The following is a 12,549-nucleotide window of genomic DNA, read 5'->3' as shown; positions in this document are numbered from 1 at the left end:
CGGCGTAGACCACCGGCGGGCGACCGTCGGCGGTCAGGTTGGCGATGTCCGACGGCGCGATGTCGTCGACGGTCGCGGGCTGCGACGGCGACAGGCTGGCCCCGCCGTGACGGCCGAAGCGGTAGAAGATGTGCATCCCGACCTGGGCCACGCGCAGCAGGCGCGGACCCCAGCCGGGCGAGACGTTGATCGTGTGGAAGTGCGTCGCCGAGCCGACCTGGTTCGACATGTCGCCGGCCAGGGCGCGCGTGGCGATCCGGCGGGCGCGGTTCCAGGCCCCGACATCGCGCGCGTGGCGCATGGAGCCGTCGCAGGCGAAACTGAACTGGCAGCCGGTGCGGTTATAGGCGCCTTGGAAGACCACGCCGCAGACCGACTTGGGGAAGGCCGGGTGGCGGACGCGGTTCATGACCACCTGGGCGACGGCCGCCTGGCCGCTGGGGGTCTCGCCCCGCGCCTCGTAATAGATCGCGTCGGCCAGGCACTCGAGTTCGCGCGAGCTTTCCAGGGCGTTGCCCAGCTGGAACGGCGCCGCGCCCCCGCCGACATTGAACGGCGAGCCGAAGCTGGCGCGCAGCATCAGCGGGCCGGTGCGGCCGGTCTGGCCGGGCAGCAGGTTCGCGCCCTCCAGGCGCTGAGCCAACAGTTGCGACTGGCGATCGCCGCGCTCGACGGCGGCGAACAGATACGGATCATGACGCCTGGCCACGGCGAGGGCGCCGGGGTCCATACGCGTAGACGCGCTGAGCATGGCCGCGTCGGAGAAGTCTCCCGAAGCGCCTTCCGCCAACCGGGCGACGCGGGCGTGGGTGGAGGCCGATTGGGCGAGCCCACCGAGGAGGTAAACGCCGCCCAGGGCCAGACCCGTGATGGATCCGACCAATACGGCGCCGACCAGCCCGCGCGCGTCCGCGCGCGTCTGCGACTTGATATACAAAACTCGTGTCCTGCGCGGCGAGGGCGTTCCGCCCCCCGACAAAATCGCCTCGAAGACCCCTGGAAAACCACTGTCGGGGACCGCTTCGAAGCGGAGGATCGGCCGTATCACGATGTGGCCAAGATCCTGCTTGTCGCGGCTTATGACGTATCCATGACCGACTCGCAAGCACTTGCCGCGCCGCGACATGACCACCGCGCCCGAGTGTCGCACCCGCCCAATGGTTAACGCCTTGAATTGTCGCAAAAAGCCGAAAGACGTCGAGCGCGGTTTTTTTCTCGAGCCCAAGGCCGCGCCGCGCCTTTGCTCAACCCGGGCGCGCCCCCATTCGAGCCCGCCGCGAGGTTACTCAACCGAACCTGAGTCTCGACCGCGTCGCGGCCCCTAGTCTTCAAACCCGACCCTCTAATCGGAGCGTGAAAAGCCCCGCGCGTCAGACCCCTGTGATGGAATCACGGTTCTGTTCGGCAACGCTCGCATCCGACGCGCGACCGCCGCGTTTCCCTGTCTCGACGGCAGCGCCGGACAGCGGGGCCGCGACCCAGGGGAGGTTTGAGGTGAGTCACGCCGCGACGACGTCCCGCTACAATCTCTCCCGGTTCGTGGAGGCCCAGACGGCGATCCACGAGTCGGCGCTGGCCGAGCTGCGGCGGGGCCTGAAGACCAGCCATTGGATGTGGTTCGTCTTTCCGCAGATCGCGGGTCTGGGTCAGAGCCCCACCGCGCGCTTCTACGCCATCGGCGGCCTGGACGAGGCGCGGGCCTATCTGGCCCATCCGGTGCTGGGTCCGCGGCTGATCGAGATGGTCGAGGCGATCCTCGCCCTCCCCGGCCGCGACGCCAACGCGGTGTTCGGCTCGCCCGACGACCTGAAGCTGCGCTCGTGCCTGACCCTGTTCCGCGCCGCCGATCCGGAAGAGTCGGCGTTCCAGAGCGCGCTCGACAAATACTTCGGCGGCGAAGGCGATCCGCTGACCCTGGCGCGGCTGAAGGGCGCCTCGGACTAGGCAGCGCCTTGCGGCGCGGCGTGGCTCTTGCCTCGGTCGGCGCGGCTTTCGATACATCTCTGCGTTGACATATCGTTAAATTCGCGCGAGCTTTAGGACGCGCGGGGGCGCTGTCAGTCCGAACGGCCGATCGAGGGTCGTCCGTCCTTTCGCATCGACAAAAGTTCCGTTTCATCCGGGCGCCGCCAGACGTCGCCGCTGCACGCGTCTTCGACACTCAAGCCGAGGCCGATCCCGCATGACCATGCCCTTGAAGCAGGTCTCGCAACTCGCCGAGTACGGGCTGGCGATCTGGCTGGCCGTGCTGGCCGCGGTCGTGGTCTATCGCGGCCTGGTCAGCGGGCGGCTGCGGGAGCTGGTCGCCGCGCCGCACGACGGCGGCGTCTCGCCGACCCGCGTTCAGGCCCTGGGCGTCACCGTCGCCTTCGCCGGCTACTACACGACCCTGGGTCTGCAGGCGCTGGCGCGGGGAGACACCAGCCTGCCGGCGATCAGCCCCGAGACCCTGTCGATCTTCGCCGCCAGCCTGGGCGTGCACGTCGGCGGCAAGGTTTACGAGCACCGGCCCAGACCCAAGCCCAAAGCCAAGCGCAAGCCGCGCGGCAAATCCTGATCGCCAACACCGTCTCGCCAGAAAGGACCGTCGCCATGCCCACCACCCCCTGGGGCGTTCTCGCCTACATCGTCGGCGTCGCCATCGTGGTCATCATCCTGGGCTTCGCCGCCGTCGTGGTCTGGCGGCTTATCACCAAGCCCGGCGCCCTGGACGGCCTGATCGCCGAGCCGCTGGGCAGCGAGACGGTCAAGGCGCTGGTCGCGGGTCTGGCCTCCGGGGCCGCGCCGCCGGTCGGCGAGGCCTTGACCAGCGCGGTCCAGTCCGCCGCCGAGGGCATCCCGTCCAAGGCCAGCCTGTCGCGCTTCCAGTTCCTGATCTTCACCTTCGTGGTGGCGGGCCTGTTCCTGCTGCTGTCGATCGAGGCGGGCGCCTTCGTCGAGGTGCCGCCCACGGTGCTGGGGCTGATCGGCATCAGCGGCGGCAGCTTCGTGATCTCCAAGGGCATCTCGAACAGCAACAAGTAGCCGGCCAGCCGGAGGCTCCGCCATGATCCGCTCGTTCCTCGGCGCGGCCGCCCTGGCCGGAGCCGTTCTGGCGACCGCGCCGGCCGCCGCCCAGACCTCGTCCGCTCAGACCGCGTCCGCCCAGGGCTCGCCCGCGCCCGGCGCTCCCACGCCCGCCTGCCTGGCCCGGTTCTCGCCCGTCGGCCTGCCGCGTCATCGCGGCGACGACGTCGCGCTGAAACAGATCCTGATCTGCCGCGACGGCTACGCCCTGTCGTTCAACAAGGCCACGCGCAATCCCGACTGGGTGATCGAGCGTCTCACGCCGGCGGCGCTGAAGGGCGCGGCCAAGCGGGCCGACAAGTTCCAGAAGGACCCGGCGGCGGGCGAGTTCAGCCCGACGCCTCAGGACTATACGGATCCGGCCAACCCGCGTGATCGCGGGCACCAGGCCCCGGCGGCGGACTTCAAGTTCAGCCAGGCCCAGACCAACGACAGCTTCTACATGACCAACATGTCGCCGCAGATCGGGCCGGGCTTCAACCGCGCCCAATGGCGGTTCCTGGAGGAGGACGTGCGGGCGGCCGTGCTGTGCGGCGGCCATCCGGACGTGATCGTGATCACCGGACCGATCTATGGCGGCAGCGCGACCTGGATCGGACGCAACGCGACCAAGATCCTGTCGCCCGCCGCCTATTTCAAGGTGCTGTACGACGTCCAGTCCGGCCGCGCCGTCGGCTTTAGGCTGGAGAACAAATATTACGACAAGACCCCCTCCGACACCTTCATCGTCCCGATCAGCCAGTTGGAGGTCGCCACGGGCCTCGACTTCCTGAGCGCCCTGTCGCGCCGCGACCAGAACGTGCTGGAGCGCAGCAAGGGGACCTTCTGGGGGCACGGCCAGGACTGCGCGAACGCGGCGAAGGACTAGCCCCGCCGCCAGCGGCCTTTCGATCAGGAGCCAGTATGATCACGTTCGACATCGTCGCCAGCGGCGCGCCTCAGGTGAAGGGCTGCAAGTGGACCGCCAAGGTCCGGGGCTCGGCCGATCCGGCGTTCCTGATCGGCGAGACCGTGCCCTACAAGGACGGCGACGGCCAGCATCGCGGCCTCTACCAGCCCAGCCTCAGCAAGCTGCCCAAGCTCTATTACGATCGCCAGGCCGCCGTCGGCGCGATCGGCCTGTGGGCGCACTTCATCTGGCCGACGGTCACGGCCGAGGGCGGCGGCCACCACCTGGTGCTCAACACCTACGACCGCGCCCGCTTCACCTTCGGCTTCTACCAGCTGGCGGCGCACACGCCGAAGGACAACCTGATCCTGCTGTTCCGCGCGCTGCTGGCCCTGCCCAAGGCCGCCGACTACTTCCCGGATCTGCGCCTGGTCGACGGCAAGGTCTGGCGGACCGGCGACGACGGCGTCGCCTACCCCCTGGAGGCCGAGACCCAGGTCCACCGGCCGAACGGCAAGGTCGAGACCCAGCTCGTCGCCTTCATGAGCTATCTCAATCCGGACACCACCTCGGCCGGCGAGACCGAGGCGCTGAACGGCGCCAAGCTGATGCACTGGCTGCTCCACGACCCGCTGGCGGTCGAGGCCTCGGTCAAGGTCGCCTTCGGCATCATGCATCGCAAGATCCGCGCCGCGGCCCAGCAGTACGGCCTGGCGGGCAAGGACCCGCGGCTGGCCATCTGGGTTTCCGACATCACCCACCAGTCGCGTGGCGTGGGCAAGATCCCCGCCGCCCTGGCCAAGCCCGACCTCGCCGCGCAACTGAAGGCCCTGTCGGTGATCGGGATCGAGGACTATCCGGAGCGCTGCGCGACGGTCGCCGGCAAGATCGATCAGCTTAAGGCCGAGGGGGTGTTCCAGGGCGTGACCCTGGGCGACGCCAAACTGCCCCTGACCTGACGCGGCCCTCCCGCCAGGCTGCTGCCACTCGCCGTCAGCAGCCCCCCTAGCCTTCGGGGGCGCGCGCTCCTACCTTGGGGCCATGCCTCGCAGCCAGAACTCCGGCGTCTCCAGCGGATTTGAAGACGTCTCGACGCCCTTCGTCATGGATAACGTCCCAAATGGCGTGGGGGACGTGGCGGTCGGCGTCATGCCGATGCTGTGGACCCCGCACCGCCCCGCGCGGCCGGACAAGTCCGAGGGCGGCAAGAAGTTCAAGCTCGTCTCCGACTACCAGCCCGCCGGCGACCAGCCGACCGCCATCGCCGAACTGGTCGAGGGCATCGAGCGCGGCGACCAGGACCAGGTCCTGCTGGGCGTCACCGGCTCGGGCAAGACCTTCACCATGGCCCAGGTCATCGAGCGCACCCAACGCCCGGCCCTGATCCTGGCCCCGAACAAGACCCTGGCCGCCCAGCTCTACAGCGAGATGAAGTCGTTCTTCCCGGAGAACGCGGTCGAGTACTTCGTCAGCTACTACGACTACTACCAGCCGGAGGCCTATGTGCCCCGGACGGACACCTATATCGAGAAGGACAGCTCCATCAACGAGCAGATCGACCGGATGCGCCACTCGGCCACCCGGGCGATCCTGGAGCGCGACGACGTCATCGTCGTGGCCTCGGTCAGCTGCATCTACGGCATCGGCTCGGTCGAGACCTACACCGCCATGACCTTCACCCTGGAGGTCGGGCAGAAGGTCGACGAGAAGCAGCTGATCGCCGACCTCGTCGCCCAGCAGTACAAGCGCAACGACCAGGCCTTCGAGCGCGGCACGTTCCGGCGGCGCGGCGACACGATCGAGATCTTCCCCGCCCACTACGAGGACCGCGCCTGGCGCGTGACGATGTTCGGCGACGAGGTCGAGGCGATCGCCGAGTTCGACACCCTGACCGGCAAGAAGACCGCCGAGCTGGAGCAGATCAAGGTCTACGCCAACAGCCACCACGTCACCCCGCGCCCGACCCTTCGCCAGGCGATCATCGAGATCAAGAAGGAGCTGAAGGAGCGCCTCGACTGGCTGACCGCCAACGGCAAGCTCTTGGAAGCCCAGCGGCTGGAGCAGCGCACGACCTTCGATCTGGAGATGATCGAGACCACCGGCTCGTGCGCCGGCATCGAGAACTACAGCCGCTACCTGTCGGGCCGAAAGCCGGGCGAGCCGCCGCCGACCTTCTTCGAATACATCCCCGACAACGCCCTGCTGTTCACCGACGAGAGCCACCAGACGGTTCCGCAGATCGGCGCCATGTACAAGGGCGACCGCAACCGCAAATGGACCCTGGCCGAGTACGGCTTCCGCCTGCCCAGCGCCCTCGACAACCGCCCCCTCAAGTTCGAGGAGTGGGACGCCATGCGGCCGCAGTCGGTGCACGTCTCGGCCACCCCCGCCAGCTGGGAGCTGGAACGGGCCGGCGGCGTCTTCGCCGAGCAGGTGATCCGTCCGACCGGCCTGATCGACCCGCCGGTCGAGGTGCGCCCGGTCTCCAAGGACGGCGCCAGCCAGGTCGACGACGTGGTCGACGAGATCCGCCAGACCATCGCCAAGGGCTACCGCACCCTGGTCACCGTCCTGACCAAGAAGATGGCCGAGGACCTGACCGAGTACCTGAACGAGCAGGGCATCCGCGTCCGCTACATGCACAGCGACGTCGACACCCTGGAGCGGATCGAGATCATCCGCGACCTGCGCCTGGGCCACTTCGACGTGCTGGTCGGCATCAACCTGCTGCGCGAGGGCCTAGACATCCCCGAATGCGGCCTGGTCGCCATTCTCGACGCCGACAAGGAAGGCTTCCTGCGCTCGGAGACCTCGCTGATCCAGACCATCGGCCGCGCCGCCCGCAATGTCGACGGCAAGGTCATCCTCTATGCCGACCGGATCACCGGCAGCATGGAGCGGGCCATGGCCGAGACCGCCCGCCGCCGCGAGAAGCAGCACGCCTATAATCTCGAGCACGGCATCACGCCCGAGAGCGTCAAGCGCGACATCAAGGACATCCTCAACAGCCCCTACGAGCGCGGCGACCGCGTGCTGGTGCCGATGGGCATGAGCGAGACCGACGACCGCCCGTTCAGCGGCGACAATTTCAAGGCCGCGCTCAAGGACCTGGAGGCCAAGATGCGCGAGGCCGCCGCCAATCTGGAGTTCGAGACCGCCGCCCGCCTGCGCGACGAGATCAAGCGCATGAAGCTGATGGACCTGGAATTCGCCAACGAGGTCCTCGCCGCCACCGGCGACGAGGTCGACAAGTCCGCCCCCAAACGCCTCCGCGCCGAGATCCGCGAGGAAAAGGCGGCGGAGTTCAGGAAGAAGCGGCGGTAGATCCTCCCCCTCCGCTTGCGGAACGCCGTTCTCCCGGCCAATCTCCCCCAACCTCCGGGGGAGCCTCGCATGACCGCCAGCATCCTGATCGTCGGGCAGGACCCCGACACCGTCGACTTCAACGCCCCCGGCATCGCGCCGGGCATGACCGCCGACAAGGTCCGCGCCGGGGTGGAGGCCGCCCTGGCCGACCTGACCGCCAAGGGCCTGGCCGCCAAGAACCTCTACATCCAGCCCGACCCGGCCGTGGCCGAACGCGAGGTCGCCGAGGCCCTGGCCGCCGCGCCCTATGACGTGGTCGTGGTCGGGGCCGGCGTCCGCGTGCCGCCGATCCGGCTCTTCCTGTTCGAGGCGGTGATCAACGCCATCCACCGCGGCGCTCCGAACGCCCGCATCGCCTTCAACACCCGCCCCGACGACAGCGCCGAAGCGGCGCTGCGGTGGGCGGGGCGGTAGGGCGCTCCTCCCCCTCCGGGGGAGGTGGGCCGGAGGGCCGGAGGGGGCGAGCACCGCCCAGGCCGCCGAGGCTCCCTCTCCTCCCCCTCCTGGGGGAGGGGGACCGGCGAAGCCGGTGGAGGGGGCCGGCGCTGGCGCAAGCCGAGATAGGAGGCTCACCATGCGCGTGACCGTGACGGCCAATCAGGCTCTGGTGGCCGAGGTGATGAAGATCACCGGGGTGAAGACGAAGCGTGAGGCGGTGGAGCTGGGGTTGCGGACGCTGCTGAACCTGCGGCGTCAGGCGGCGGTTCGTGGGTTGCGCGGTCAGCTGGTTTGGGAAGGGGATCTCGACGGGACGCGGGCGGACGGGTGAACCTGGTCGACTCCAGCGTCCGAGCGCTCGCTGAGGCCTTCGACACCCTAATCGCCAGGCAGTGCATCGGGAGCGCTAACGCGATGCTGTTCAGCGATCACGACTTCAAGCCATTCGCGGAGCGGTCGGGATTGGTACCGGATATGGCGTGAATATGTAAATCTAAAGAGCAAGCTCGCCCTGTGTTTGCTCATCTACTCTCAGGACGCCGACTAACAGCCACTGTGTATCTCTTCTTGAGTGGGTCCCTAATGCAAAACGCATTCCTTTGGACAGATATTCATTTTCGTAGGTATCGCGCAGCGATTTAAGCGCTCCCTGTTCCCCGAACTTATCTCTCCTGTGGAAAAAGGCCGTGGAGGTCTCCCAATCATCGCAAGTGTGCCGATGGGTCTTTCCACTTTCCGACTTCCATTTGAAACTAAATTCAAATGGACACGGCTCAAGGGGCTTGGCGGGCTTATCGAACATAGAAATTTGTTTAACGAGCGCAGCATGCTTTGCGCGCTCTTCATGGAGATCCGCGTCCGACTTTCTGCTCCAATTCAGTGTAACATCAACGGGCCGAAGGAGGGTGAGTGTCTCCTGTCGCGCCTCTGCTTCCTGTACACTTTCACGTGTTAAAGCACACGCAATTCTAGATCGCTCGCTCTTATTGAGTTTCTGAATAACTTGAATTGTTTCAGGAACAACCTTCTGGCTTTCCCTTCGGCCGTCATGAGCAGGGGCAGTAAAATCGTATGTCACCCAGTGCCATCGGCCGAATTTCTGCGAATTCTCAAGAACCCGATAGGGGACGGGATAGAGACGCCTCCATGTAAGGTCGCGCGCAACGCCAGCGCAGCAAACCGTCTCGAAATAGTTGCTGCTCCTATGAGGCAGCGCCTTCACTAATATAAGGCACTCGTCACGCTCGCTTGCGATCCGACTCAAATCGACGAACCCCGAGGTGCCGGGCCTTATTGCCCGTCATCGTCTCTATTTTATCAGCCACCAACTTGCGGTGGCAATGGGTTTCGTCACGCTCATAGCAGAGCAGGCAGACAACCTCGCTCTCAGCCACATCAATTACCTTCTTTAAAGCGGCCTGCGCTGCATCGCTCTCTAAGACCTTAGAAAATATAGCCTTAAAGCGCGATAAGTCATTCGCTCGCGCAGCCTCTCGCCCCTCCTTAGGATCGCCTAACTCTCTATAGTGTTGATACGATATTCCCGATTCCGAAAGCAATTTAGATAAAGCCGATTTAGAGAAACCGGGCCGACGGGACTGAGCACGATCACGGATATCAATGACGGTCTGAATGTTTGCTAACTTCAACGTCTCGATGAAGTCTGACAGATCGGCACCTTCGTATCCTATCGTATTCAGCATTGGAGCCCCCTCTTTGGGGCTAAGATGCAAAAAATCCTCCTGCTGGATGGTTAAGAAATATCAAGAAATTGCATGCTCGCCCTCGCCTCGAAGGCCCTGGGCCACAGCCCTCCTTAAATCTCACGCAGGCAAGCGTGCAGGGCTGAGCAGGTCAGTCAAGGATCGCCTCCGGCGACCGCTCCGCGGCGAGGCGCGGCCTCGTCCTTGAGTGACCTGCTCAGCCCTGCGATCGTCTCGCCGTGAGATGTAAGGATAGCTCCTTCCGGCGGGCGGAAGGCAAACTCGCCGTCTCAGTTCGCACCCTCGGGCGGTGGCGGCACCGGCGAGGCGATGTCCACGTCCTGATCGGCGTACGCCGTCATGATCGTGCCCTTCTTGATCGACACATCCTTGCCCTTGATGAAGGGCGCGGCAGGCCAAAACAGGATAACCGTCGCTACCGTCGCGCCAACGCGGGTCTCGCCCTTGGCGCCCTTATTGGCGCGCAGCTTGATTCGATCGTCGCCGACTTTCAGATACAGCAGCCGCACGTTTAGCTTGCCGTTCTTACCTAGTATGCCGTTGTCGCGGGCCTCGACAACCTCGCCAAGGCCACGATAGCCCGCGCGAAGCACGGTTCCGTCCGACAACTTCACGTCGTCATCTAGGCTGACCGTGAAACGATCTCCCTCGTGGGCCGTGGAACTGCTCAGAGCCTCCTCAACCCGGATCTGAAACTCCGTGCCTTCTGGCACCTTGACGCCAGCAAACGCGGCGCTGGCGAACAAAACCCCCGCGACGCCCAGCGCCGTCGAAATCATCAGCTTCATGCTTCCCCCCAGGTTGTGTCGCGACGCTAGGGCCAAGCCTTCGTTGCGTCCAGCGATGATGTCTAGGATTTCGGGTTCGCGCATGACCGCGCGGCTCCATCACGCTCGACCACCTCGCTATCCCCCAAACTCCCCCGCGACCCAATCCTCCCCCGCGTGCCGCACGCGCACGATCAGCGGCCCGCGCTCGTCCAGCACGTACAGGATGATGTGCGACTTGCAGGGATGCACGCGCACCGGCGGCCGGAGTTCGGGGCGCTCGCGGCCGATGTGGGGAAAGGCGGCGATCGCGTCGAAGGCCGCCTCCAGCGTGTCCTGGTAGCGTTCGGCCTGGGCGACGCCGAACATGCCGACGCTCGCCACATAGATATCAATGAGGTCCTGCTCGGCCTGGCGACTGAGCCTAAAGCTCATGATCCACGCCCGCCCGCCGCCGGGCCTCGGCGCGGATCTCCTCGAGCGAGCGTTCGCCGACGCCGCTGTCGAGGCCTTCGTCGATCAGGCGTTGCAGGTGGGCGATCTTGTCGGCGCGTTCCTGGTCGCGGCGGATAAGGTCGCGGACATATTCGCTGGCGTTGTGATAGCGGCCCGAACGGGTCTGGCCTTCGACCCACTCGCGCATCGCGTCGGGAAGGGAAACATTCATCGTCGCCATGGCGCGCCTCCAGTCTCGGAGGATGTCATCCAATGGCAATAGATGTCAAAGCGCGGCGCGTGGAGTCGAGGGCGCGTGAGTCAGCACTAGCCCCCACCTGACCGCTGCGCGGTCTGTCCGCCCCCAAAAGGGGGCGGAGACCTAAGAAAAGCCCCCTACTGCAGCCCCGCCCGGCCGATCGCGTAGAACCGCTCGGCCCGCTGCTTGCGCAGCTGCTCGGCGCTCATGGGGGCCATGGCCTTCAGCTCTTCCTCGACCGCGTCGCCGACGGCCGCGATCGCCGCGTCCTGGTTCGAGTGGGCGCCGCCGGCCGGTTCGTCGACGATGCGGTCGACGATGCCCAGCTTGATCAAGTCCTGAGCGGTGATGCGCATCTGGGTCGCCGCGTCCTTGGCCCGGGCGCCGTCGCGCCACAGGATCGAGGCCGCGCCCTCGGGGCTGATCACCGAATAGATCGAGTGCTCCAGGATCAGCACGCGGTTGGCGCCGGCCAGGGCGATGGCGCCGCCCGAGCCGCCCTCGCCGACGATGGTGGCGACCATCGGGGTTCCCAGGGTCAGGCAGCGCTCGGTCGAGCGGGCGATGGCCTCGGCCTGGCCGCGCTCCTCGGCGCCGAGGCCCGGATAGGCGCCGGCGGTGTCGACGAAGGTGATGACCGGCAGGCTGAAGCGCTCGGCCATGTCCATCAGGCGCACGGCCTTGCGGTAGCCCTCGGGCCGGGCCATGCCGAAGTTGTGCTTCAGGCGCGTGGTGGTGTCGTGGCCCTTCTCGTGGCCCATGACCACCACCGGCTGGCCGCGGAAGCGGCCCAGGCCCCCGACGATGGCCTGGTCGTCGGCGAACTTGCGGTCGCCGCGCAGCTCGACGAACTCGTCGATCAGGCCGGCCACGTAGTCGCGCAGGTGCGGCCGCTGCGGGTGGCGCGCGACCATGGTCTTCTGCCAGGCGTCGAGATTGGCGTAGGCCTCCTTGCGGAGTTGCTGCGCGCGGTCGCGCAGGGCCTGGATCTCGAGGTCGAAGGCGCCGGGTCCAGCGGTCTCGGAGAGCTTGGAGAGCTCTTCGATCTTGCTTTCCAGGTCAGCGATCGGGCGCTCGAAATCGAGATAATGGGCGGCCATGGACTCTTGAACGTCGCCGTGGAGGAAAGGGTGCGAACCTAGAGATGGAATCCCCCGAGGGAAAGGGGCCAGATCGCGTCGCGGAACCGTCGTGAATCCGCCTCGTTTTATCCACAGGGTTGGATGCGCGCCCCACAGGTGAGTCTCGAATCGAGACTCTCTTCACTGGTGAATCGCGACATTGAGTCCTATGTTGTTTTGTAGCAGGTCGCGGAAGTCGACTTGCGCCCCGCGGCCCCCGCCATCGAATATGCGCGGCCCCGCCTGATGAGAGCGCACAGTTCCCATGCAGGTGTTCACCTTCTTCTGTGTCGAGGCCGACGGCTCGGTGCCCCGTTTCGACGTGACGCCGTGCGCCGACGACTCGGCGGCGCGGGCGAGAGCTTTCGAACTGCTCGACATGCACCACCGCTGCGACTTCGTGGAAGTCTGGCGCGGCGCCAAGCGCGTGTTCGACGTCCATACGCAACAGGCCGCCGCCGCGTAATTCAGCGCGCGATGAATT

The 12,549-nt window shown here is 66.3% G+C and carries 16 protein-coding genes; 9 read left to right on the top strand and 7 right to left on the bottom strand.

Annotated features, from left to right (window positions below):
- A partial coding sequence (locus Q0V34_RS15115) for a cell wall hydrolase (protein ID WP_297513307.1) occupies nt 1-937 on the bottom strand: 937 nt, incomplete at its 3' end.
- Between the two features lie 557 nt (nt 938-1,494).
- Between Q0V34_RS15115 and Q0V34_RS15110 the strand changes: the two genes are divergently transcribed.
- From Q0V34_RS15110 to Q0V34_RS15075, 8 genes are all read left to right on the top strand, one after another.
- On the top strand, nt 1,495-1,944 hold the full coding sequence (locus tag Q0V34_RS15110; RefSeq protein ID WP_297513305.1) for a DUF1810 domain-containing protein: 450 nt from the start codon (nt 1,495-1,497) through the stop codon (nt 1,942-1,944).
- 238 nt (nt 1,945-2,182) lie between these two features.
- Entirely contained in the window at nt 2,183-2,557 is a 375-nt protein-coding gene (locus Q0V34_RS15105; RefSeq protein WP_297513303.1) for a hypothetical protein, read from the top strand.
- Between the two features lie 35 nt (nt 2,558-2,592).
- Entirely contained in the window at nt 2,593-3,024 is a 432-nt protein-coding gene (locus Q0V34_RS15100) for a hypothetical protein (protein WP_297513301.1), read from the top strand.
- Nucleotides 3,025-3,046: 22 nt separating this feature from the next.
- Nucleotides 3,047-3,934 carry a DNA/RNA non-specific endonuclease gene (locus Q0V34_RS15095; protein WP_297513299.1) on the top strand — a complete coding sequence of 296 codons (888 nt, stop codon included), beginning with the start codon at nt 3,047-3,049 and terminating at the stop codon, nt 3,932-3,934.
- A gap of 35 nt (nt 3,935-3,969) precedes the next feature.
- Nucleotides 3,970-4,914, top strand: a complete 945-nt coding sequence (locus Q0V34_RS15090; protein WP_297513298.1) for a hypothetical protein — start codon at nt 3,970-3,972, stop codon at nt 4,912-4,914.
- Nucleotides 4,915-4,996: 82 nt separating this feature from the next.
- Nucleotides 4,997-7,279 (top strand): excinuclease ABC subunit UvrB, encoded by a 2,283-nt coding sequence (gene uvrB, locus Q0V34_RS15085; protein WP_297513297.1) that lies wholly within the window; start codon nt 4,997-4,999, stop codon nt 7,277-7,279.
- A gap of 69 nt (nt 7,280-7,348) precedes the next feature.
- Nucleotides 7,349-7,735 carry a hypothetical protein gene (locus Q0V34_RS15080; protein ID WP_297513296.1) on the top strand — a complete coding sequence of 129 codons (387 nt, stop codon included), beginning with the start codon at nt 7,349-7,351 and terminating at the stop codon, nt 7,733-7,735.
- 160 nt (nt 7,736-7,895) lie between these two features.
- The gene (locus tag Q0V34_RS15075; RefSeq protein WP_297513295.1) at nt 7,896-8,090 is read left to right on the top strand and encodes a type II toxin-antitoxin system VapB family antitoxin; all 195 of its coding nucleotides are present in this window, start codon (nt 7,896-7,898) and stop codon (nt 8,088-8,090) included.
- 162 nt (nt 8,091-8,252) lie between these two features.
- Here Q0V34_RS15075 and Q0V34_RS15070 read toward each other — a convergent pair whose 3' ends face one another.
- The 6 genes from Q0V34_RS15070 to Q0V34_RS15045 form a co-directional block, all read right to left on the bottom strand.
- The gene (locus tag Q0V34_RS15070; protein WP_297513294.1) at nt 8,253-8,837 is read right to left on the bottom strand and encodes a hypothetical protein; all 585 of its coding nucleotides are present in this window, start codon (nt 8,835-8,837) and stop codon (nt 8,253-8,255) included.
- Nucleotides 8,838-8,997: 160 nt separating this feature from the next.
- Nucleotides 8,998-9,462 (bottom strand): DUF488 family protein, encoded by a 465-nt coding sequence (locus tag Q0V34_RS15065; RefSeq protein WP_297513293.1) that lies wholly within the window; start codon nt 9,460-9,462, stop codon nt 8,998-9,000.
- A 290-nt stretch (nt 9,463-9,752) separates the two neighbouring features.
- Nucleotides 9,753-10,355, bottom strand: a complete 603-nt coding sequence (locus Q0V34_RS15060; RefSeq protein ID WP_297513292.1) for a hypothetical protein — start codon at nt 10,353-10,355, stop codon at nt 9,753-9,755.
- Between the two features lie 33 nt (nt 10,356-10,388).
- Nucleotides 10,389-10,685: a type II toxin-antitoxin system RelE/ParE family toxin gene (locus Q0V34_RS15055; protein ID WP_297513291.1), complete on the bottom strand. Its 297-nt coding sequence runs from the start codon at nt 10,683-10,685 to the stop codon at nt 10,389-10,391.
- Entirely contained in the window at nt 10,675-10,926 is a 252-nt protein-coding gene (locus tag Q0V34_RS15050; protein WP_297513290.1) for a type II toxin-antitoxin system ParD family antitoxin, read from the bottom strand. The genes Q0V34_RS15055 and Q0V34_RS15050 overlap by 11 nt, the downstream gene beginning before the upstream one ends.
- Before the next feature lie 155 nt (nt 10,927-11,081).
- Complete coding sequence (locus Q0V34_RS15045; RefSeq protein WP_297513289.1) at nt 11,082-12,044, bottom strand: acetyl-CoA carboxylase carboxyltransferase subunit alpha; 963 nt, start codon at nt 12,042-12,044, stop codon at nt 11,082-11,084.
- Nucleotides 12,045-12,330: 286 nt separating this feature from the next.
- On the opposite strand from Q0V34_RS15045, the gene Q0V34_RS15040 reads away from it, so the two are divergent.
- Nucleotides 12,331-12,531, top strand: a complete 201-nt coding sequence (locus Q0V34_RS15040) for a hypothetical protein (protein ID WP_297513288.1) — start codon at nt 12,331-12,333, stop codon at nt 12,529-12,531.
- Nucleotides 12,532-12,549 lie beyond the last annotated feature (18 nt).

This window comes from uncultured Caulobacter sp., from assembly GCF_947036865.1.
In the GTDB taxonomy this organism is placed as follows: domain Bacteria; phylum Pseudomonadota; class Alphaproteobacteria; order Caulobacterales; family Caulobacteraceae; genus Caulobacter.
The sequence above is the reverse complement of the archived record's forward strand: the minus strand, read 5'-3'. Positions and strand labels throughout refer to the sequence as shown.